At 60.7% G+C, this 21,881-nt stretch carries 21 protein-coding genes and 1 pseudogene; 14 read left to right on the forward strand and 8 right to left on the reverse strand.

The window, feature by feature from the left end:
* Positions 1-141 precede the first annotated feature (141 nt).
* The gene (locus tag J3481_RS04985; RefSeq protein ID WP_195867080.1) at positions 142-393 is read left to right on the forward strand and encodes an AbrB/MazE/SpoVT family DNA-binding domain-containing protein; all 252 of its coding nucleotides are present in this window, start codon (positions 142-144) and stop codon (positions 391-393) included.
* Between the two features lie 23 nt (positions 394-416).
* On the opposite strand, the gene J3481_RS04990 is transcribed toward J3481_RS04985, so the two are convergent.
* Complete coding sequence (locus J3481_RS04990) at positions 417-695, reverse strand: hypothetical protein (protein ID WP_195867081.1); 279 nt, start codon at positions 693-695, stop codon at positions 417-419.
* A gap of 334 nt (positions 696-1,029) precedes the next feature.
* Here J3481_RS04990 and J3481_RS04995 point away from each other — a divergent pair, with 334 nt between their 5' ends.
* From J3481_RS04995 to J3481_RS05035, 8 genes and pseudogenes are all read left to right on the forward strand, one after another.
* Positions 1,030-2,574: a recombinase family protein gene (locus J3481_RS04995; RefSeq protein ID WP_206830174.1), complete on the forward strand. Its 1,545-nt coding sequence runs from the start codon at positions 1,030-1,032 to the stop codon at positions 2,572-2,574.
* 14 nt (positions 2,575-2,588) lie between these two features.
* Positions 2,589-3,029: a spore germination protein gene (locus tag J3481_RS05000; protein ID WP_268884307.1), complete on the forward strand. Its 441-nt coding sequence runs from the start codon at positions 2,589-2,591 to the stop codon at positions 3,027-3,029.
* On the forward strand, positions 3,026-4,150 hold the full coding sequence (locus J3481_RS05005) for a GerAB/ArcD/ProY family transporter (protein ID WP_206830175.1): 1,125 nt from the start codon (positions 3,026-3,028) through the stop codon (positions 4,148-4,150). The genes J3481_RS05000 and J3481_RS05005 overlap by 4 nt, the downstream gene beginning before the upstream one ends.
* Positions 4,143-4,316, forward strand: a complete 174-nt coding sequence (locus J3481_RS05010; protein ID WP_206830176.1) for a hypothetical protein — start codon at positions 4,143-4,145, stop codon at positions 4,314-4,316. The genes J3481_RS05005 and J3481_RS05010 overlap by 8 nt, the downstream gene beginning before the upstream one ends.
* 308 nt (positions 4,317-4,624) lie before the next feature.
* A pseudogene (locus J3481_RS14645) lies at positions 4,625-4,756 on the forward strand (helix-turn-helix domain-containing protein); the annotation flags it as partial.
* A gap of 560 nt (positions 4,757-5,316) precedes the next feature.
* Entirely contained in the window at positions 5,317-5,754 is a 438-nt protein-coding gene (gene rnhA, locus J3481_RS05025; protein ID WP_206830177.1) for a ribonuclease HI, read from the forward strand.
* Entirely contained in the window at positions 5,718-6,995 is a 1,278-nt protein-coding gene (gene queG / locus J3481_RS05030) for a tRNA epoxyqueuosine(34) reductase QueG (protein WP_206830178.1), read from the forward strand. Before rnhA ends, queG begins: the two co-directional genes overlap by 37 nt.
* Positions 6,928-7,449, forward strand: coding sequence for a methylated-DNA--[protein]-cysteine S-methyltransferase (locus J3481_RS05035; protein ID WP_328702006.1), 522 nt, complete (start codon positions 6,928-6,930; stop codon positions 7,447-7,449). Before queG ends, J3481_RS05035 begins: the two co-directional genes overlap by 68 nt.
* Positions 7,450-7,453: 4 nt before the next feature.
* Here J3481_RS05035 and J3481_RS05040 read toward each other — a convergent pair whose 3' ends face one another.
* From J3481_RS05040 to J3481_RS05050, 3 genes are all read right to left on the reverse strand, one after another.
* Entirely contained in the window at positions 7,454-8,701 is a 1,248-nt protein-coding gene (locus J3481_RS05040; RefSeq protein WP_206830179.1) for a protein kinase family protein, read from the reverse strand.
* A 179-nt stretch (positions 8,702-8,880) separates the two neighbouring features.
* Positions 8,881-9,969 carry an isocitrate/isopropylmalate family dehydrogenase gene (locus J3481_RS05045; protein WP_206830180.1) on the reverse strand — a complete coding sequence of 363 codons (1,089 nt, stop codon included), beginning with the start codon at positions 9,967-9,969 and terminating at the stop codon, positions 8,881-8,883.
* 42 nt (positions 9,970-10,011) lie between these two features.
* Positions 10,012-10,770 (reverse strand): IclR family transcriptional regulator, encoded by a 759-nt coding sequence (locus J3481_RS05050; RefSeq protein WP_206830181.1) that lies wholly within the window; start codon positions 10,768-10,770, stop codon positions 10,012-10,014.
* Between the two features lie 140 nt (positions 10,771-10,910).
* Between J3481_RS05050 and J3481_RS05055 the strand changes: the two genes are divergently transcribed.
* Together J3481_RS05055 and J3481_RS05060 are read left to right on the forward strand one after the other, a co-directional pair.
* On the forward strand, positions 10,911-11,873 hold the full coding sequence (locus tag J3481_RS05055; RefSeq protein WP_206830182.1) for an amidase domain-containing protein: 963 nt from the start codon (positions 10,911-10,913) through the stop codon (positions 11,871-11,873).
* 71 nt (positions 11,874-11,944) lie between these two features.
* A complete protein-coding gene (locus J3481_RS05060) occupies positions 11,945-12,409 on the forward strand; it encodes a tRNA (cytidine(34)-2'-O)-methyltransferase (RefSeq protein WP_206830183.1) in 465 nt (154 codons plus the stop codon).
* Between the two features lie 70 nt (positions 12,410-12,479).
* On the opposite strand, the gene lpdA is transcribed toward J3481_RS05060, so the two are convergent.
* The 4 genes from lpdA to pdhA are packed head-to-tail and all read right to left on the reverse strand — an operon-like array spanning position 12,480 to position 17,275.
* On the reverse strand, positions 12,480-13,892 hold the full coding sequence (gene lpdA / locus J3481_RS05065) for a dihydrolipoyl dehydrogenase (protein WP_206830184.1): 1,413 nt from the start codon (positions 13,890-13,892) through the stop codon (positions 12,480-12,482).
* A gap of 3 nt (positions 13,893-13,895) precedes the next feature.
* Entirely contained in the window at positions 13,896-15,197 is a 1,302-nt protein-coding gene (locus J3481_RS05070) for a dihydrolipoamide acetyltransferase family protein (RefSeq protein ID WP_206830185.1), read from the reverse strand.
* Between the two features lie 16 nt (positions 15,198-15,213).
* The gene (locus J3481_RS05075) at positions 15,214-16,194 is read right to left on the reverse strand and encodes an alpha-ketoacid dehydrogenase subunit beta (RefSeq protein WP_206830186.1); all 981 of its coding nucleotides are present in this window, start codon (positions 16,192-16,194) and stop codon (positions 15,214-15,216) included.
* Between the two features lies 1 nt (position 16,195).
* The gene (pdhA, locus tag J3481_RS05080) at positions 16,196-17,275 is read right to left on the reverse strand and encodes a pyruvate dehydrogenase (acetyl-transferring) E1 component subunit alpha (protein ID WP_206830187.1); all 1,080 of its coding nucleotides are present in this window, start codon (positions 17,273-17,275) and stop codon (positions 16,196-16,198) included.
* 200 nt (positions 17,276-17,475) lie between these two features.
* On the opposite strand from pdhA, the gene J3481_RS05085 reads away from it, so the two are divergent.
* The 3 genes from J3481_RS05085 (at position 17,476) to J3481_RS05095 (ending at position 21,875) form a co-directional block, all read left to right on the forward strand.
* Positions 17,476-18,189, forward strand: coding sequence for an alpha/beta hydrolase (locus J3481_RS05085; RefSeq protein WP_206830188.1), 714 nt, complete (start codon positions 17,476-17,478; stop codon positions 18,187-18,189).
* Positions 18,190-18,278: 89 nt separating this feature from the next.
* Positions 18,279-19,751 (forward strand): carboxylesterase/lipase family protein, encoded by a 1,473-nt coding sequence (locus J3481_RS05090; protein WP_206830189.1) that lies wholly within the window; start codon positions 18,279-18,281, stop codon positions 19,749-19,751.
* 225 nt (positions 19,752-19,976) lie between these two features.
* On the forward strand, positions 19,977-21,875 hold the full coding sequence (locus tag J3481_RS05095) for a PrkA family serine protein kinase (protein WP_206830190.1): 1,899 nt from the start codon (positions 19,977-19,979) through the stop codon (positions 21,873-21,875).
* Positions 21,876-21,881: the final 6 nt, after the last annotated feature.

The raw sequence follows: 21,881 nt of genomic DNA on the forward strand, positions 1-21,881 counted from the left end.
CTCCGTGGTGCACGGGTTCGGCTGGGGCATCGGCTGGCAACTGGCGCGGCATTTGCCGTTTGCGCTATTGCTTCTCATAGTTGTCGTGTTAGGTGTAGGATGGATGATTATGAGGCGGCGATATTGAGGAGGAGAATTCGGATGCTTGTGACAGGTTACGTGCGGAAGGTGGATCATCTCGGGCGGCTCGTGATCCCGAAACGCCTGAGGAAGGACTTGGCCATTGGACAAGATGATTCGATCGAGATCTACGTGGAAGGCGACACCGTCGTTCTGAGCAAGTACGAGCCCAAATGCGTGTTCTGCGGCGAGAAAGCCGAGAAGGTCTTTCACGAGCGAGCCGTCTGCGGGACGTGCTTGGAGGAGTTGAAGACGAAGAGTAAGGTGAGCTGAGGCCCGCGGCGAGTGCGGGCCTTTCAATATCGCACGGCTTCCTCAACCTTGGCCATCCGCTCAAGCGGAACCTGGACGGAGGATCCTTCCGCTGAACGCAGATACAACCTCGAATCCTTCACGAACGGCACGCCTTCGAGCACCTTGTCTCCAAGCTTGCTCTTGAGGGTGATCCGAATCGGGATCTCCGCTTCAATCGCTTCGCCGATGAGAACGGAGATCTCGTGCCACTCCGCTTCGGTGAAACCGTTGATGCGAGGTTCGGGGTCTTCAACTACCATGGTCGGCTTCTTTTTGGGCATGACGTTCCCTCCCAAAAGAAGAGTGACTTTTGAGAGAATCATACCGTGGTCGGACCTGAAATGCAAACGTGTGTTCGTATATCAGATGCGCTTTCGCTCAAGACGCTCCAAGTGGTGTTGACGCAGGCGGGCGGTGAATCGGAGTAGCCAGGGGATGGCCGTCTCGATCAGGCGCTCGGGCGAACCGTATCGGAAGCGCGGGCCACGAAACGGGCAAGAGCGACCAATATCGCCACTACATTAACGAAAAGCCTTTATTTGATGCTGGTTGGCCCTTTTATTTCTCGGGTACGATAATGAAGTGACACACTGAGAAATGGAGGGCAGATCATCATTGAAAGCTGTTGTTTACACACGAGTAAGTACAGAAGAACAAACGATGGGCTACAGTTTGGATGCACAGAAGGAGAAGTGTGCTAAGAAGGCTCAGGAACTCGGCGCAAGCGAGATCTTATATTTTGACGACGCTGGTGTGAGTGGTGAGATCGCAACCCGTCCAGCTCTTCTTGATGCAATTTCTGCGATTCAAAACGATAAGTCTATCAAATTCTTCATATGCACTGATCCAGATCGGTTATCGCGCCAGTTATCCAATCTTCTCATTTTGACTGAGCAAATCGAACGGCGAGGCGTGAAGTTAGTCTTTACTGACTTCAATCGCGAAGCCACGCCAGAAGGCGAACTGTTTTATTCGATGCGCGGCGCAATTGCTCAATTCGAAAAAGCCATGATCGCTAGGCGAACACAAACAGGTAAAATACGTAAAGCTCGTCAAGGCGGTTGGACCCATTGGCCGGATATTTACGGATATGACTATGAGGGCGGAGAGGTACGCGTCAATGAGGAGGAAGCCGCTGTTGTCCGCTTGATATTCAAACTCGGTGCTGAAATGGGTGTCACGGCGATATGCAATCGACTTTATGAACTTGGGATACCAAGTCCAAGAGCAGGGAAGCTTCTTTGGAGTCGAACTACGGTAAGGCGGATTCTACAATATGAGCCTTATTACACAGGCATCACATACATCCGCAAGCATGCCGCCCACGGCGTGCATCTCAATCGCTATATTGCTAACAAGGATGAACGTTATCGCCGCTCCATTCGTCCGAGAGAAGAATGGGTTAAGATGGAGATCCCCATCATCATTGATGAGGAGACCTTCAGAAAAGCTCAGGCGAGATTCGTGAACGCGCGGCGTCGAAATCCCGGATCTGCAAAATTCATGTTCTTGTTAAGTGGTCTAATTCGATGTGGACATTGCGGAAAAACGTGGCATGGGGTTTCTCAAAATCGCCGTGGAAAACGAGTGATGTATTACGTCTGCACGATGAAGAACCCTGGTCCTAGGAAAGGTACCAATCAGCCGAAATGCGACACTCGATTTCTACCGATCGAGAAGATTGATGAGCCAGTGTGGGAAGTGGTGAGGGGCTGGATTCTCGATGATGACAAAATACGCGAATACAACGAGATGCTTCAACATCAGCAGCGAGGTGACGACCGGAGTCCTGAACTCGAAGTACTTAAAGGTCGTCACGCGGAACTTCTGGCCGAAGAAGAAGCGCTGTTGGATCAACTATCCAAAAGCAAAAACTCCAGAGTCCGTGACCGGATAGGAGAACGGCTGGAGTCGCTGGCGGAAGAGATCGAAAAGGTTCAAAAGGCGATTGAGGAAATTGAGGCAGGCAGAAATGAAGTGGCTCTCACTGTGGATTCTGGTTTAGTCTCAGAGGTTCGAGATTCATTTCCTCACCCGGATGACATGACCTGGGAACAAAAGGTCGAGGTCGTACACAAGTTGATTCGGGAAGTTGTAATTCGGCTGAATGAAGGCCGTATTGACCTCACGATCTATCCTCATAACACGCAAATTCATTAACTCTTTTACCGACCATGGGTATTGTAGGCGCATTGATCATCGGCCAGTCGGCTGTTCAGGCCGGGATCGTCAGTCCTCTGCTGGTCATCGTCGTGGCGACCACGGCGCTTGCGTCGTTCACAGTTCCCAACTACGAGCTCAGCATGGCCGTGCGAATTCTCCGATTCGCCTTCTTGATCGCGGGCGCCGTGCTCGGGTTTTACGGGATCGCCATCCTGTTCGTCGTCTACGTCGTGCGGCTTTCCATGCTGAAATCGTTCGGCGTTCCGTTCCTGTCGCCGATTGCCCCCATCAGCGGCGCGGCTCGAGATGTGCTCGTGCGAGGGCCCATTTGGGGCATGAACAAGCGTCCGGCGTTTCTCAACACATTGCGCAGTTGGCGTCAGAATCCCGTGACGAGGCCGTGGTCCGCCGTCACGCGAAAGCAAGCGGGCGAGGGAGGGGACAACCCATGAGTCAATCCGGCAGGCGAGACGCGAAGGTACCTGCGGCCGAAATGACGGCCATGCTCATCATATTCGTCGCCACGAACGCGTTTCTCACGTATCCTCGCTACATCAGCTTCAGTGCGTATGAGGCGGCCTGGATGGAGCCGATCTTCTCGGGCGCTTTGACGCTGGCACTGTTCTATTTGGTGGAATGGATCATGAGGAAACACTTTCAAAACCTCGATATTGTCGAGATCTCAAAGGAGGTGTTCGGGCGCTTTGGGGCGATTTTGATTGCGCTTGTCTTCGCCCTGTACTTTCTGTGTTCCACCGCCGCGGTCATGCGGGAATTTACGGAGAACGTGGTGAGCACCGTTCTTCCATCCACGCCGCTTTTGCTGGTCGGGGCGGTATTTATGTTTGCGGTGGGGTACATCGCGTATGCCGGTATCGAGGGCATCTGTCGCACCGCGTTCATCTTCCTCCCCATTCTGCTCGTGGGGCTTGTCGGCGTGTGTCTCATGACCGTGAACTGGTGGCGTCCGTATCTGTTGCTGCCCTTGTGGGGAACGGGTCCAATGCGTGTCCTCATGGGCGCCATGCAGTACAGCTCCATCTTTGCCAACGTGCTTCTGTTGACCATCATCTTTCCGCACGTGAACAACCCGCGCAAGATGCGCCGCATAGGCGCCGTGAGCATTATCGTGTCGACCCTGTTGCTGGTGTTTCTCGTCGTCTCGTACCACATGGTGTTCCCGGCGGCCGAAACGGGAAAGACATCGTTTGCGCTGTACCGTCTGGCCCGCATGATCCACATGGGCCCCTTCTTTCAAAGGCTCGAGAGCGTCTTCATCTTCCTGTGGGTGACCGCTGCGACGGTCCGCATGGCCGTCACGATATGGGGTTCGGCCTACCTGCTGTCGAAAGCCTTCAGTTGGCCCACCTACAGACCTGCGGTGCCCGCCATCGTGCTGCTGTCGTTCTCGCTCGGCATGTGGCCCCAAAATTGGATGGACGTGATCGAATTTGACGGCACGTATCTGCTGAAATGGGGCTGGATTGTGGTGTTCGCCATCCCGGTGGCCGTTCTCCTCAGCGGTTGGATGAAGCGATCTCGCCGAAAATCCAGGAGGGTACGACATGTTTAAGTATCTGTTCGCGATGATCATCCCCGTTTGCATCTTCATTTACACGCTATCGTTCATGCGCTGGGCGGGGCGGAAGAGTGGCGCGGTGGCCTCCGTGTCAGCCGGTGCCTTGGCGGTGATCTCGCTCGCGGTGTCGGGCGCCACACTGTGGCGGATCCTGACCTGAAAGGCGCAGCCCGAGATGTCGGGAGGATCACCGATTGTATGAAAATCACGACATTCATGTTGTGAGAATCGACATGTTCGGGCGCTTGAGATGGATCGGGTGTAAGCCGCCGCTGCCTGGGAGTGGCGGCTTAGCGCCATTTGGAACGAATCTTGCTTGCCTCGCTGACTTTTCCGCCTCATCTGCACAAGCTCTTGCAAGAGCGCTCCTCTCGATCGCCCGCCATCACCCCATCCCAAAGCCCTGCGTGCGGCGCGGTTCCCGGTTCCGCAGCTGGATCGCCGGGAGCCGGTGCAAGGGAGCGAATGATGCAGGTCGAACGGGAACTCATCGAGGCGGCTTTGCGGGAGTCGGGGGGCAACAAGTCATTAGCCGCCAAGCGATTGGGTGTCCACCGCTCCACGCTGTATGACAAGATGAAAAAATTAGGCATCTCGTGAGCCCGGATGCGCCCGTTCCTTGGGGTTCCAACCGGGGGACGCGTGGTCATCCTTCTCCCGCAATTTCCCCAGCTCGCGGCGACTCACCTCGCCTCTTACGCTATCGGGCCGATCGCGGTACCCCTGTTCACGCTGTTCGGAACGGACGCGCTTCGCTAGCGGCTCCAGGATAGCGGCGCCACAGTCGTGGTCACGGACAGCGAACAGGCGAATCGGATCATGGATATCAGGGCCGATCTTTCGAGACCCCGAGCACGTATCGTCACCGCCGTTCGCCGTCCGGATCCGGTGATGTTCATCGGCTATTGGAACCGCCCTGAGGAGACCGCCGCGAAGTTCGTCGGGGACTGGCTGCGGACGGGCGATCTCGGCCGCACGGACGAGGGAGGCTATCTGTGGTTCGCGGGGCGCGCACAGCTATCCGCGGGAGATCGAGTTCATCGACGAACTTCCCCCACGCCTGGAGCATCTCCGCGATTTCGGATCGGCCGATTGCGCCGCGTCTCCTCGTCGACTATGCTGGTCCTTACGAGAGCCGGAGAGGGCGAAGGAGGACGGCCATGAGCGACGAGACGGTGATTCTCTACACGGATGGAGCGTGTTCAGGCAACCCGGGGCCAGGCGGATGGGCGGCCATTCTGCAGTGGAATGGGCACATCAAGGAGCTCTCGGGCGGCGAGCGCGAGACGACGAACCAGCGCATGGAGCTGAAGGCGGTGATCGAGGGGCTCAAGGCCCTGAAGCGGCCGTGCGACGTGATCGTCCATTCCGACTCGGCCTACGTGGTCAACTGTTTCAAGCAGCGTTGGTACGTGAATTGGCGCAAGAACGGATGGATCAACAGCAAAGGCGAGCCGGTTCAGAATCGCGATCTGTGGGAGCAGCTGCTTGAGGCCATCGACGGCCACCGCGTCCGCTTCGAGAAGGTGAAGGGCCACGCTGGCGTGAAGTGGAACGAGCGATGCGACGAGCTGGCGCGGAGCGCGATCCCGCGGTGAACGGTCGCGACAAGCTCACGCTCGCGGACATCCGGCCGTTGGCGGAAGAGGTGGGGCTTCCGGAAATCGCGGCGACCGACGCGTCTCCGTTTGACGATCTCGCCCGCCCACTCGCGGACTACGAGGCGCGCGGGCGCACTGGCTTCGAGTGGGCCAATGCGGCGGAGCGGATGGACCCGCGCTTTTGGTTGCCCGAGGCGAAGTCCATCCTGACGGCGGCGCTCCCTTATCTCACTGCAGAGGGCGCGCGGCGGATGCGGGAACACCCGCGATCCGAGATCCGCGGCCAAACCTCGTGTTACGTGTATGGCGAAGATTATCACCGCGTGTTTTCCGAGCGATTGACGGCCTTGGCGCAACGCATTGGGGAGCTCGTGGGACGCGACATCCGCTACCGCGTGGCGGTGGACACATCGCCCCTGGTGGATCGCCGCGTCGCGGAGCGAAGTGGGCTTGGTTGGATCGGCAAAAACGGCATGCTGTTCAGCCCACGGTACGGATCGTACGTCTTCCTCGGGGCGCTGCTCATCGACGTCGAGATCGAAGACGCGTTGCACCTCCCCCCGGCCATCGGCAAGCACTGCGGCGATTGCGATCTCTGCATGCGCGCGTGCCCCACGCAGTCCTTCGTCGCGCCGGGCGAACTGAAGGCGACCGCCTGCTTGTCGTACGTGACGCAGATGAAGGGGATCATTCCTCGCGCTTATCGCAAACCGCTCGGTCGGCGCGTGTGGGGCTGCGACGTGTGCCAGCAGGTGTGCCCGCTGAATCGAGATCGTGCCCACGCTGAGGATCCCGCGTTCACCCCTGATGCCGAAGCCGCCTATCCCGATCTCGTCCGTTTGCTGGAGATGTCCAATCGCCAGTTCTTGCGCGCCTACGGCCGTTCCGCCATGGCCTGGCGAGGGGTGAGAACGCTGCAGCGGAACGCGCTTGTGGCGCTCGGGAACCTGCGGCTTCCGGAAGCCGTGCCCCACGTCGCGCGCTATCTCGCATCCGATCGCCCGGAGCTGCGAGCAAGCGCCGCGTGGGCCTTGGGCGAGATCGGCGGAGAGGACGCGCTCCGCGAGCTTCACGCCGCGCTGGTTGGCGAACAAAATGCGGACGTTCGGCAGGAGATCGAGGATGCCATCGCGAATGCTGCGAGCAAAATGCGCGAGGGGGCGGATGAACGTGGAACGACGGGATCGGGCCATGTGGACCGTGGCGACGCCGGTGGGGGAGATGTGGGTGGTCGCTGAGGCGGCGGGCGTCGTCGCGGCGGGATGGACGAGGCTCGAGGCGCCGCCTCTCGAACACCAGGCGCGGGAGTGTGCGGACGACTCGGCGCTGACGATGGCGGAGCGCGCCGCGGCGGAGCTAGATTTATACTTCACGGGCGAGCTCCGATCGTTTACGGTGCCACTCTTGCCTCGTGGAACCCCGTTCCAAATGGCGGTATGGGACGCGCTTCGCTCGATTCCCTACGGCGCGTGCGTGGCCTATCGCGATATCGCGATGGCCATCGGCCGCCCGCGGGCGGTGCGCGCCGTGGGGCAGGCGAACCGCGCGAATCCGCTGCCCGTTTTCATTCCCTGTCACCGCGTCGTGGGGGCCGACGGGCGCATGGTCGGATACGCGGGAGATGCCGTGGACCTCAAGTCGTGGTTGCTCGATCACGAGGCGCGCGTGCTGCGCGATCAAGCCGTGGTGTGAGGCGTCATTCCCCGAGGCGTTCCACCTGCTGCCGCAGGCTGGCGAGAAACGCCTGGCGTCGCTCGTGCTGCGTCGCGTATCGTTGAAGAGCGTCGAGTTGGGCCGGATCGGCGCCGAAGTGGTATCGCGCGTGGGCGATCCGCCACGGCAGATATGGGAAGCGCAGGATGGCCTCGACTGCGCGGTATTCCGCTTTGGAGATGCTGCGAACCGCGTCGAAGTGCAGGAAACAGGCGTAGGCCAGGTGCCCGTCCCAGTTGCCGCGCTCGAGACTGCGGCGAAGCAGGTGGGCCATATCGAGTGCCCGCGGCGCGGGGCGCGCAAGTTCGAAGTCGATCAACACCACCTGGTGCTGCGCGGTGTACAGGCAGTTCGACGGGATGACGTCCAGGTGGCACCAGCCGCCGGAGGCGCGCTCTGCCTCCAGGTATGCGATCACGTCGCGATCCTCAAGCAGCGCCAGGCTTTCAGCCGCATCGCGCTGCAGATCCTCTCGTATCGACAGCAGAAGTTGGTCAAACGCATCCTTTTCCTTTCTCCGATCTGCTCTCAGCCACATCTGGCGCAAATCCCGCGATCGCGCCTGAAGCAGGCCAAACACGTCGTCCGCCGCCTCGTCGGGTTGCCAGTCGGTGTGGAAGTTGCGCGTGGCCTCATGGAATTGCGCCAGTGTGTAGGCCGTTTGGGCGACGTGCTCGGGCAGGCCGAAGTTGGCGGGTTGCCCCCATACCCATTCCGTGACGTAGTACGTGAAATCGCCATGCCGGACGCAAGGAGCGCCGGACGACGTCGCGATGACGCGAGCAAATTTGGTAAAACCCTGCTCTTGGGCATGACGGAGACATTGGCACATGGCGCGGCAGTGATCCGGCGCGATGGACGATCGCTTGGCGGCGTAACGCCCTCCCTTGATATCCGTCCAAATCTCGATGTTTCCGTCCGGGCGCCGATGCTCAATGGCGAGATCGTACTTGGACGCGACCGTTTGTGGGATGGGCGGTGCCTGGCTCTGCGAATGGGACGGCACCGTATCGTCGGCGCCTCGTCGCGCCCATTCCGTCTCGTGCCCTTCGCGCGGTGGACGTTCGGGACGCGAGGCGGCAGGTGAAGCCGCATCCGATGCCTGTTGGCGCGGGGAGCCCGATGGCTGCGCCCCGGGAGAGACGGGAGAGGAGAAAAACGCAGGAGGCGAGAGCAGTTGCGTGAGCACGTGCTGGACCCAATCTGGCATGTTGGACTTTTGGCTTTTCATCAGCGGTTCCCCTCCGCCAAAGCCTATGCGTCGCGGAAACGATGAGGGCGGGCGATGGCCCAGGGCGGAGAAGGAATGAGCGGGGAGGGGCAAAGCGGCGCCGGCAGAAGAGGCGCCGCCGCTCGGGTTCAGAGCCAGGTGCCCGGCGGCGTTGCGGCAGCGCCCCTCCTGCAAGGTTGTCACACGGCGTCGCCGAAGGTGCTCCAGACCTCGAGCTTGGTCCGAACGCGCCGGATCACTTCGTCGGTGAACTCCGTGGTCGTCGCGTGGCCGCCGAGATCGGCCGTGCGAATGCCGTCAACGATGGCTTCGAGCGTGGCCTCGTAGATGGCGCGCGAAACCGTGTGGGCGTCCTTGTCTTGGATGTAATTCAAGAGAGCGGCCCCCGCCAGGATCATGGCCATCGGGTTGGCCATATTCTTTCGATACAGGTTCGGGGCGGTGCCGTGCGGAGCCTCGGCCATCACGACCTTGGGCTGAAACGACTCGTCAAGCGACAGAAGCAACGACTCGGAGCCGGCGATGGTGCCGAACATCTGCAGGACGAGATCGGACAAGCAGTCGCCGTCGCGGTTCAGTGCGGGAATCACGAGCGCTTCTCCTGCGCGCGCCAAGAGGAGGGCGTACGTCGCGTCGATGAGTTGAGGCTCGTAGCGCACGTCGGGATACTCCTTTGCGGCGGCGTCCATCTCCTCTTTCAGCATCCCTTCATACACGGGGCTGACCGTGTACTTCGGACCGCCAAACACCTTGGCGTGCATGCGGCGCGCGTGCTGAAACGCGTACTTGGCGACGCCGCGGCACACGGATCGAGAGATCTTCTCCGTGCGGTATGCCACCTCATCGCCGTTGTCCAGCTGTTCTCGCCACTCCTTTGCCCCATAGGCGTCGTCCACCGCCATGCGGATGACCGAAATGGGCGAGTAGACGCCGACCGGCGGCGCGATGCCCGGGATGCGGCGCCCCGTTCGAACAATCACCGTTCCATTGATTTCCTTGCGGAGAATGGCGTTGGGACTGCCCACGTCGCCCTTTTCTTCCGGCGTGATGGTCGCGGCTTTGAGCCCCAGTCCCGTCTCGCGCATGGCCTCTGCGGCCTCGTGCACCACGGCGTTCTGCGTGCGGCGGCGGTTCTCCAGGCTCAGATCGAACTTGCGCAGTTCAATGTCGTAGCCCGTGACTTCCGGCGACAGCACGCGCAGCGCCTCTTCCAACAGTTCCTGTCCCGTCTGATCGCCTTCCATCACGATAATGGTCGGTTTTCCCATATCCGTCACCTCAGATCTGTTGACTTGGTCCATCCGTCGCGGTTATTCCGAAAGTCGCGCGGACAGTTCTTCGGCGGCCCGCTTCAAGGGCGTGATCATGTCCCTCATCCTGTCTTCCGTCATGCGCTCCACGGGGCCGGACACCGCGACCGCGTACAGGCACGATCCGTCCTTGTTCAGAACGGGCGCTGCAATGGCCGCGGCCCCCGCGTCCCGCTCCTGCCTGGAGAGCGCATAGCCTTGGCGGCGAATCGCATCGAGCTGCTGGCGCAGGTCCATTTGCTTCACGCCTTTCGGGAGCCGATCCGGATGGCAGGCTTCCTCCACCACGGCAGGATTCGAGAACGCGAGGAGGACTTTGCCGGAGGCACCTATGGTGAGCGGGTAACGCTCGCCGATGGACACCACGTTTCGAATGGGCTGCAGGCTCTCGACCGCCAAGATCCGAATTCGCTCGAGGCCGTTGCGAACGTACAGGCTGACGGTCTCATCCGTCTCGTCGCGCAGGCGGCGCAGGACGGGCTTCGCCGCATCGGACCACCGATCGTGCAGCGCCGCGTTGGCTCCGAGGCCATATAAGCTCCAGCCAAGCACATAGCGATCCGTTTCCAGTTCGCGGCGAACGAAACCCTTCTGCTGAAGAGCGAGCAGCAAGCGGTGGACCGTGCTCTTGTGCAATCCTGTGGCGCGTGCGATCTCGCTCAAACTCCATGCTCGAGGCGAATGCGCGAAGAGCAACAGAATGTCGAGGGCCCGTTCCACAGCTCGTACGGTGGTCTGCCCACTTGGTGTATGCGGCATGCAGGATGCCCCTTCCGTTTCAACGTGCAAAACGCGCCCTGCCGAGAAGTATATCACAGCCTGGGCGCAGATGGAGGGAATCTAGGCTGTCACCCACGCCTCGCGTTCGTCATACCTTACGGTGAGTGAGGTGACGGCGCATGTCTTCATGCCTGGATGCTCTGCGCGGTTACTTCGATACCAGGGCGCGTCTATGGCTCAGCGTGAGGCCAGCGCGCGTTGACGAAACCCTCGATTCTGGCGCGGTGGCGCATCTGGTTCATCAAGCGAAACAAAAGCAGCGCACCTACGAAAAGCTCGGAAAACGACTGGTTCGGGTCCATACCCACGTGTGGATCGAGCGGCTTGAAGAGGATCCGAGTCGAACCAGAGCCGAGGTCTGGGCGACCGAGCGCGTCTGTTTCACCTATCAGGAGAACGGCGTACCAGGCTTGGAGTGCTGTCAGATCCGACACGAGATGACGTGGATGCGCGCGGGTGGGGCGTGGCGTCTGGATCATGCACGAGAGTCCGCCATGGGCCATGAACTCCCGTCTGTCCGCGCGGTCCCCGCCGAGACGGTGCCGCCGCGTTTTCCGCGCGATCCCGATTGGCGCAGCGGACTTTACGACCGCATGCGCGCCGTCCGCTACGCCGACGCTTGGTGGGATGGAACGAACCCGCGCTTTCCGAGGTTCTCGGATGACTGCACGAACTTTGTGTCCCAGTGTTTGTATGCCGGCGGAATCTCTATGTGGGGCGAGCCGAATCGCGCCGCCGGTTGGTGGTTTCAGTTTGGGCAGAAGCCGAACTGGAGTTACAGCTGGAGCACGGCGCACGCCTTGTATCTCGCGCTCACCGACGCGCTGGGCGCGAAGGTCGTGTCGGATCCTGGTGAGCTGAAAATTGGAGACGTCCTGTTTTACGACTGGAATGGGGAGGGGACTTACCACCACAGCGCCATCGTGACGGACTTCGACGCGATGGGCGAGCCCCTTGTGAACGCCCATACGATCGACAGTTATCACCGTCCTTGGATTTACACCGACAGCCCCGCGTGGACACCTCAGACGCGGTACGCCTGGGTCCACTTGCCGGATCGGATCCATATCCGGCGCTCGTAGCGAATGCTCGTTGGCCGAACCGGACGTCCGTGATAGACTGAGGGGCGGACATTCCGCGAGGAGGTTTCGACATGCACATTGTGCTGTTCGAGCCTGAGATCCCAGCCAACACGGGGAATGTCGCCCGCACCTGCGCCGTGACGGGCTGCACGCTTCACCTCGTTGGGAAGCTGGGCTTCTCCACGGACGATCGCCAGCTCAAGCGAGCCGGACTCGACTACTGGCATTTGCTCGACATCCGGTATCACGATTCCCTCGAACAACTTTGGGCGGACTATCCCGAGGGCGTCTTTCACTATGTGGAGACGGAGGGCGGTCGATGGTACACGGATGTCTCGTACGGGCCGAACGACTTTCTCGTGTTCGGAAAAGAGACGAAAGGTCTGCCCAGGGACGTGATCGAGGCTCATGCCGAGCGCGTCGTGCGCATTCCGATGATCGATCACGCCGCCGCGCGCAGCCTCAACCTGTCCAATGCCGTGGCTGTTGTCGTCTTTGAGGCACTGCGCCAGAACGGATTTCCCGGCATGGTTTGACGAACGCCGTTCAGTGCGCGGGAAATATGTCGAAAAGCCGCCCAGGTGACTGGGCGGCTTTTCGCGCGTCTTAGCCTTTGATGATGTGAATGGGTTCGCCGAGGCCCACTTCGGCGGCTTCCATGACCATTTCGCCGAGCGTGGGGTGGGCATGGATGGTGAGCGCGATGTCCTCGAGCGTGGCGCTCATTTCGATGGCGAGCCCAAGCTCTGCGATGATGTTGGAAGCCTCGACGCCGACGACCTGGGCGCCGACGAGCACGCCGTTTTCCTTGTTCGCAATCAGTTTGATAAAGCCATCGGTGGCGTTGAGGGCCGTTGCGCGTCCGTTGGCGGCGTATGGGAATCGGCCGACGGCGATCTGGCCGTATTCCTTCTTCGCCTCTTCCTCGGTCAGGCCGACCGACGCCATCTCCGGATCCGAGAACACGACCGACGGGATGCAGCGGTAGTCGACGATCGACGGCTTGCCGGCGATCACCTCCGCCGCCACCTTGCCTTCGTACGACGCCTTGTGGGCGAGCGCCGGGCCAGGCACGATGTCGCCGATGGCGAAGACGTTCGGGTTGGTGGTGCGGCACTGCTGGTCGACCTTGACGAGGCCCTTGTCCGTCAGCTCAATGCCCGCGTCCTGCAGGCCGATCTCGTCTGTGTTCGGGCGGCGGCCCACCGTGACAAGCACGTAATCGGCCTCGATGGTCTTCTCGTTGCCATCCTTGTCTTTGTACGTCAGCTTGACGCTGTCTTCGGTCTCCTCCACGCCCTGGGCGAGCGCGTTGGTCTCGATTTGCACGTTGTACTTCTTCAAGTTCTTCTCGACGAGGCGCACCATCTGCTTGTCGAACAAGGCGAGGATGCTGTCCAGGCCCTCGATGATGGTCACCTGGCTGCCAAACTTCGCAAACGTCTGGCCGAGCTCGATGCCGATGTAGCCGCCGCCCACGACCACGAGCCGATTCGGGACGTGATCGAGCGAGAGCGCGCCGGTCGAGTCGATCACGCGCTTGCCGAGCGGCAGGTTCTTCAATTCAATGGGCCGCGAACCTGTCGCCAGGATGCAATGCTGGAACTGCAGGCGCTGGCTGCCATTCTCCTGCATCACGCGCACTTCGTTCGGCTTCGTGAAGAAGGCCTCTCCATGGATGACGTTGACCTTGTTCCCCTTGAGGAGCTGCTGCACGCCGCCGGTCATCTTATCGACGACCGACTGCTTCCATTCCTGGACCTTTTTGAAGTCGAACGTTGCCGTCGTCTGGATGCCGGGGAAAGGCGACTCCTTGGCCGCCTCGTAGTGGTGGGCGGCCGAGATCAGCGCCTTCGACGGGATGCAGCCGCGGTTCAAACACACGCCGCCCAGTTCGGCCTTGTCCACGATGGTGACCGACTTGCCGAGTTGAGCCGCGCGAATGGCGGCCACATAGCCGCCGGGGCCCGCGCCAATGACTAAGACTTCAACTTCCTCCACAATATCTCCGACTACCATCCGTCACACCTCCAGGAGCAACAAGCGCGGATTTTCAAGCAAGCGCTTGATGTCATTGATGAACTGTTGACCGAGCGCGCCGTCGATCACGCGATGGTCGAAGCTGAGCGACAGGGACATCATCTGGCCCACCGCGAATTCGCCGTTCTTGATGATTGGCTTTTCTGTGATGCGGCCGACGCCCAAAATCGCAACTTCAGGGTAATTGATAATGGGGGTGAAGAACAAGCCACCCGCCGATCCGATGTTGGTGATGGAGATGGTGCTGCCCTTCATCTCCTCGGGTTTGAGTTTGCCGGCGCGTCCGCGCGTCGCCAGGTCGTTGATCTCCTGGGCGATGGTCCAAATGTTCTTCCGGTCCGCGTGGCGCACGACAGGCACGAGCAGTCCGCGTTCGGTGTCGGTTGCAATGCCGATGTGATAGTAGTGCTTGATGACGAGTTCCTGCTTTTCCTCGTCGTACGACGCGTTCAGCTGCGGCTTGGTGCGAAGCGCCGCGATGAGCGCCTTGACGATGAACGGCAGGTAGGTGATCTTGATGCCGCGCTCCTGCGCGATGGGCTTGACCTCGTTGCGCAATTTGACGAGCTCCGTCACGTCCACTTCGTCCATGAGCGTCACGTGCGGCGCGGTGTACTTCGACTTCACCATGGCGCGGGCGATGGCCTGCCGGATCATCGGCATGGGGACGCGTTCCTCGTACTCCTCGCCGTAGGCCGCCGGCGCCTGTGCCGGTGCCGAAGGAGCCGCCTTTTCTTCCGCGGGCTCCTGGGTCGCTATGCCACCCGCCTTGGCGCGATCAATATCTTCCTTGGTCACCTTGCCGTGGTTGCCGGTGCCTTTGACGGTGCGAATATCCACGCCCTGTTCGCGCGCGTATTTGCGAACGGCTGGCGTCGCAAGCACTTCGTGCGCCGCAGATTCCTTTGCGTCCGCCTGGGCCGCGGACGTCTCCTTGGCCTCGCGCGGCGCATCCGCCTTTGCGTTTTCGTGCGCGTCCGTTTCCGCCTTTTGCGCGCTTTTGTCGGTCGGCTTTTCGTCCGGCGCCGCGGCGGGGGCGTCGCCCTCCACCTCAAACGTCAGGAGTACGTCTCCGACCACGCAGGTGGTGCCTTCAGACACCTTGATCTCTTTCACCTTGCCGCTTACCGGCGAGGGGAGCTCGACGAGCGACTTGTCATTCTCAACTTCGGCAATCGGATCATCTTCTTGGACAGTGTCGCCCGGTTTGACGAGCCACTTGCTGATGCGGCCTTCGTGCAGGCCTTCGCCCAGCTCAGGCAGGCGAAATTCAACGACCGCCATGGTGTCACCTCCAGGGTTATAGGCTCATGACCTTATCCAGCGTCGCGAGGACGTACTCCGGCGTCGGCAGCCACTCGTCCTCGATCATACCAAACGGATAGACCGTATCGGGCGGGGTCGCCCGCAAAACCGGCGCTTCAAGGTAATAAATCGCGTTTTCGTTGATCTGCGCGATAATCTCGGCCGCAGCGCCTGCCGAGCGCTGAGCCTCCTGGACGACGATGGCGCGATTCGTCTTCTTGATGGAGGCCACGATGGTGTCGATATCGATGGGGTTCACCGTGCGCAGATCGATGACCTCGGCCTCGAGACCCTTCTCCTTCGACCACTGTTCCGCCGCCTTGAGCGCCACGTGCACCATGGCTCCGTACGCGATCACGGTGACATGCTTGCCTTCCCGAACCACGTTTGCGACGCCGAGCGGGATGGTGTAGTCGTCTTCGGGAACCTCCTGGCGGAACGAGCGATACAGCTTCATGTGTTCCAGGAAGATGACCGGGTCGGGATCGCGAATGGCCGACAACAAGAGTCCCTTGGCGTCGTATGGCGTGCTGGGGATCACGACCTTGATGCCGGGCGTCTGCACGAACAAGCCCTCGAGCGAATCGGCGTGCATTTCAGGCGTGTGCACGCCACCGCCGAACGGAGAGCGAATGGTCACCGGCGCCGTGTAGCGGCCACCCGTGCGGTACCTCGTGCGCGCCAGCTGGCCCGCGATCTGGTCGAACGCCTCGAACACAAAGCCGAAAAATTGAATCTCCGGCACGGGGCGAAATCCTTGAATGGCAAGGCCGTTCGCCAGGCCGATGATGCCACTTTCGGCGAGCGGCGTGTCGAACACGCGGTTGGGCCCGTATTTCTGCTGCAGACCTTCGGTTGCGCGGAACACGCCTCCGTTTTTGCCGACGTCCTCGCCGAAGACGAGCACGCGCTCGTCGCGCGCCAACTCGAGATCGAGGGCGTGCGTGATCGCCTGAATCATCGTCATTTGCGCCATGTCAGTTCGCCTCCTCGCCAGCAAATTCCGCGCGTTGACGCTTGAGCGTCGGGGTGAGTTCCTCGAACATGGTGTCGATGAGGCCGGGGATGGTCATCTTCTCGGCCGCGTCCGCCTCTTTGAGCGCGTTGTTGACGATCTCCTTCGCCTCTTCGATGTCGGCCTGTTCCTCTGCTTCCGACCAAAGTCCCTTTTCCTCAAGGAATTTGCGGAAGCGGATGAGCGGGTCCTTTTTCTCCCACTCTTCCTGCACGTCCTTCGTGCGATAACGGGTCGGATCGTCACCGGACATGGTGTGAGGACCATACCGGAACGTGACCGCCTCAATCATGGTCGGCCCCTCGCCGTTGCGGGCGCGTTCGACGGCCTCATGCATCACGTGGTACACGGCCAGCACGTCCATGCCGTCCACCTGAACGCCCGGGATACCGGCCGCGATGGCCTTCTGGGCCAAAGTCTGCGCGCGGGTCTGAAGCTCGCGAGGCACGGAAATGGCGTACTGGTTGTTCTGGACAAAGAACACGACCGGCAGATTCATGGCGCCGGCGAAGTTCATGCCTTCGTAGAAGTCGCCCTGGCTCGTGCCGCCGTCGCCCGTGTACGTCACTGCCACGCGCTTTTCGCCGCGGAGCTTGAACGCGAGGCCAACACCGGCGGCCTGGACGATTTGCGCGCCGATGATGATCTGCGGCACCATACAATGGACCCCTTCGGGTACCTTGCCGCCGAGCTGATGGCCGCGGGAGTACAGGAACAGCTGGTGAAGCGGATACCCGTGGAAGTAGAGCTGCGGGATGTCCCGATAGCCCGGAAGCAGGAAGTCTTCTTTCTTGGTGGCAAATTCGCTGCCAATCATGGACGCTTCCTGTCCCGAAACCGGCGCATAAAATCCCAAGCGCCCCTGGCGGGAAAGGCGAATGGCGCGTTGATCCCAGATGCGGGTGAACACCATGCGCTTCATCAGCTCGCGCAGGTCGTCATCCGATAGACCGGGGACCAGGTCAGGGTTCACGACGTTCCCGTTCTCGTCCAGGACCTGGACATACGGGATCTCAAAACGAGCAACCACCTGGCTCAACATGGTCACCTCATCTTCACGTTAGTAATACAGGTCGCTTCACATTATAATACACCAAGACATGTACTGCGAAAGCCACGGTGCAGTTCGAGTGAAGTTCTGTTATAGAATAACCTTTTGTCCGTATTAGAACAGAAGGTTGTAGCGCTTTCAAGGCGATGCCTGTGGCGATCTCGTCCATCGTATGTTGGAGGTGGTTTTCCTTGCAAGCGTCCACGAGGAAAGTGGAGACGCATACCCTCCGCAGTCGCGCGCTCGGCGAAGAACGTGTGCTCAAGGTGTTCGTGCCACCTGGAGCTGGAACGCGTCCGCTTCCGGTTGTGTATTGTCATGATGGAATTGAGTTTTTTACCCATGGGCGCGTCGCCACGCAAGCGCACGAGGCCATCCTGGCCGGCCGGCTCGCTCCCTGTTACATCGTCGGGATCGCCGTCAATCTGGATCGGCGGCGGGACGACTACGCCTTTGACGGCGCGCGCCACCGCGAGTATCTGCAGTTCGTCGCGGACGAATGCATCCCGTTTCTCGACGAGCGCTATCCCATGGACGATGGCCGCCGCTATATGGCCGGCATTTCCCTCGGCGCGGTGGCGACGCTCAGCTTCGTGCTCGAGTACCCTCAGTGGTTCCATCGGGTCATGTTGTTTTCCGGCGCGTTCTTCCCGCCTTATCAGCGGCGCGTGGCGGATGCCATCGATCTATCACGTCTCTACGCCTACATGTTCATCGGCGAGGACGAGCGGCAGGCAAACACGCCGAGCGGCGTCTTCGACTTTTGGAGCTATAACGAGGCCATGCGGGATATCCTGATCGATCGCGGCGCGGAGGTGTCGTATCACACCGGGCCTGGCAATCACATCTGGGGCGTGTGGCAGCGCCATCTCGTCGACGCCCTTGTGGAAATTGTCCGACCGTGACCACAGAACAAGCCGATCCGTCTCTTGGCCTTCCCCTCCAACTGCGCTACGGTGGAAGTGTCAGAACAACGGGGTAGGGGGCGAAGCGCATGGACGTGATCGTCGAGACGAGGTACGGCAAGGTGTTGGGACGCGAGGAAGAGGGGGTCCGCACGTTTTTGGGGATCCCGTACGCCCGGGCGCCGCAGGGCGAGCGGCGCTTTCTTCCGCCGGAGCCGGTCGAGCCGTGGACGGGCGTACTGGATGCCCGCGCGTATGGGCCCATCTGCCCTCAGGTCGCGAATCCGCTCAATCCCGTCGATGGATTCGCGCAGTCGGAAGACTGCCTGCGCCTTTGCGTGTACGCGCCGGCCGAGGGAACGGGTCACCCGGTCATGGTCTGGATTCACGGCGGAGCATATGTGTTCGGATCCGGCCAGTCTCCCTGGTACGACGGGCGCGCGTTCGCGCGGGACGGCGTGGTGCTGGTGACGCTCAACTATCGGTTGGGGCCGCTCGGTTTTTTGCATCTTGCGCACCTGGGCGGCGAGGCGTACGCAAGTTCCGGGAACGCCGGAATCCTCGATCAGATTGCCGCACTCACCTTTGTGCGGGATACCATCGAGGCGTTCGGCGGAGATCCGAATCGGGTGACCGTGGCGGGGGAGTCGGCAGGCGCATGGAGCGTCGGCACGCTTCTGGTGACAGAAGCCGCGCGCGGTCTATTCCAGCAGGCCATTTTGCAGAGCGGCATTCCGTTTCAGTATCGCACGCCGGAATCGGCGGAATGGTTTACCGCGCAACTGCTCGATGCGCTTGGTTTGAGCCCATCCTCTTGGCGGCGACTGTTCGATGTGCCTGCAGCCGATCTCGTCTCGGCCGCGGCCCGCATACCTGCGCGCGACGGTCTGAACCTGCGCCCGGTGCTGGACGGCGTGACCCTCACCCAGTCGTTCTGGGACGCGCTGCGCGACGGGCACGCGGCCCACGTGCCCACGCTCGCAGGGTCGAATCGGGAAGAGTTGATGCTGTGGGTGGCTCGCGAATCAGAATGGCGGGCGCTTTCGGACGAGGAACGCATTGCACGGGTGGATCGGATGTGGGGGCCGTTGACGGATCGCGCGCGGGACTATTACGTGGACGGCCGGACAGGGGACGAGTTGTTGACGTGGCTTGTCCGGTTTGCCTCGATGCGCACCTTCACGTATCCCACCATCCGCGCGGCGGAAATCCAGAGCGAGTACGCGCCCGTGTACTTGTATCGATTTGACTACAGGCCGAGCCGCCTCGGGGCTGCTCACGCGCTCGAAATTCCTTTCGTGTTTGGCACCTACGCGCACCCGTCCGCGCGCGCGCTGATCGGCGAGCGTCCGACGCACGCAGACGTGTCCGATGCGATGCACGCCGCCTGGGTGGCGTTTGTCCGCAGCGGCAGTCCGCAAGCTCCGAACCTTCCCGAGTGGCCCACGTACGATCCCAAGCGCCGCTCCACGCTCATCTTCGACGAGGCCCCTCGTGTCGAGGACGATCCCGACAGCGCCGAACGCGAGCTTTGGTCTGACATGACGAGCCTTTCGATGTGATGTGGAACGCTCCCATCAGGGCGGATCGCAGAAGCCAAGCCGGTGGTGAACCCGCCGGCTTTTCTCATGCCCTTGGGCGAGTGCGGAATTGACCGTCGGATGCGCCCAAACCGAGCGGTGCGGGTATGTGGAAAAGCTCCTCGCTCATAGGATGAGAAAAAGCCTCCTGTCACTCACCGCTTTAGACGAGAAGGCGTGCATCCGTATCGCAAGGAGGATGGGATCATGGGTTTCATGGAACGCCTGAGCTCGTATCGCGCGGAGGAGGAAGCACTTCGCTGGCGAGGCACATTCGCAGACTATTTGGAACTCGTGCGTCAGAATCCCAACATCGCGAGAACGGCTCACGCTCGCATTTACGATATGATTGTCGCCGCTGGCGTGGAGACGGATGCCGACGGGAAACCGCATTACAAGTTCTTTGAAAAGGAGATTTTTGGACTCTCGGACACCATCGAGCGGCTCGTGGAGGAGTATTTTCACGCGGCGGCGCGGAGATTGGACGTCCGGAAACGGATCCTGCTCCTCATGGGCCCCGTATCGGGCGGCAAGTCCACCATCGTGACGCTGCTCAAGCGAGGGCTCGAACAGTACTCCCGCACATCGGAAGGCGCGCTGTACGCGATTGCGGGATGTCCCATGCACGAAGAGCCGCTTCACCTCATCCCCAACGAGCTCCGGCCGGAGTTTGAGGCGGAGTTCGGCGTGAAGATCGAAGGCAATCTCTGCCCGAGTTGCCGACTGCGGGTGGATGAGGAGTTTGGGGGACGGATCGAAGACGTGCCCGTGGAGCGGATTGTGTTTTCGGAAGAGCGGCGGGTCGGCATTGGCACGTTCAGCCCGTCCGATCCGAAATCGCAGGACATCGCCGATCTCACGGGCAGCGTCGATTTTTCCACCATCACCGAATACGGTTCCGAGTCCGATCCGCGGGCGTATCGGTTCGACGGGGAACTGAACAAGGCGAACCGCGGCCTGATGGAATTCCAGGAGATGCTGAAGTGCGATGAAAAATTTCTCTGGCATCTCCTCAGCCTGACGCAGGAGGGGAACTTCAAAGCGGGCAGGTTTGCGCTCATCTCCGCCGACGAGATGATCATCGCCCACACGAACGAGGCCGAGTACCGGTCGTTCATCGCCAACAAGAAGAACGAGGCGCTCCAGTCGCGCATGATTGTCATGCCGATTCCGTACAACCTGCGCGTCGACGATGAAGTCAAAATATACGAGAAACTGGTACAGCAGAGCGATCTCAAAAACGTCCACATCGCGCCGCACGCGCTGCGCACGGCGGCCATCTTCTCGATTCTCACGCGCCTCAAGGAGTCGAAGAAGCAGGGCGTCGACCTGATGAAGAAGCTGTATCTGTACAACGGCCAGGCCGTCGAGGGTCTCAAAGATTCCGACGTCAAGGAGCTCAAAGCCGAGTTCCCCGACGAAGGCATGAGCGGCCTCGATCCGCGCTACATCATCAACCGGATCTCGACTGCGCTCATCCGCCGCGACACGCAGTGCATCAACGCGCTCGACGTGCTGCGCGCCATCAAGGACGGGCTGGACCAACACCCGTCGATCACGCCGGAAGACCGCGAGCGCCTGTTGAACTTCGTGGCCATGGCGCGGCGCGAGTACGACGAAATGGCCAAGACCGAGGTGCAGAAGGCGTTCGTCTACTCTTTCGAAGAGTCGGCGAAGACCCTGCTCGACAACTACCTGGACAACGTCGAGGCGTACTGCAATTGGCAAAAGATCAAGGATCCGTTGACCGGGGAGGAGATGGATCCGGACGAAAAGTTGATGCGATCCATCGAAGAACAAATCGGCATCTCCGAAAATGCCAAGCGGGCCTTTCGCGAGGAGATCCTCATCCGGATTTCGACCTACGCGCGCCGCGGCAAAAAGTTTGACTATCACTCGCATGAGCGTCTGCGCGAGGCCATTGAGAAGAAGCTGTTCGCCGATTTGAAGGACGTCGTGAAGATCACCACGTCCACCAAGACGCCGGATGAGCAGCAGCTGAAAAAGATCAATGAGGTGACGCGGCGACTGATCGACGAGCACGGGTATTGCCCCGTGTGTGCCAATGAGCTCCTGCGCTACACCGGAAGCCTGCTCAACCGCTGACAGGAG

The organism is Alicyclobacillus fructus, assembly GCF_017329605.1.
GTDB lineage: Bacteria > Bacillota > Bacilli > Alicyclobacillales > Alicyclobacillaceae > Alicyclobacillus > Alicyclobacillus fructus.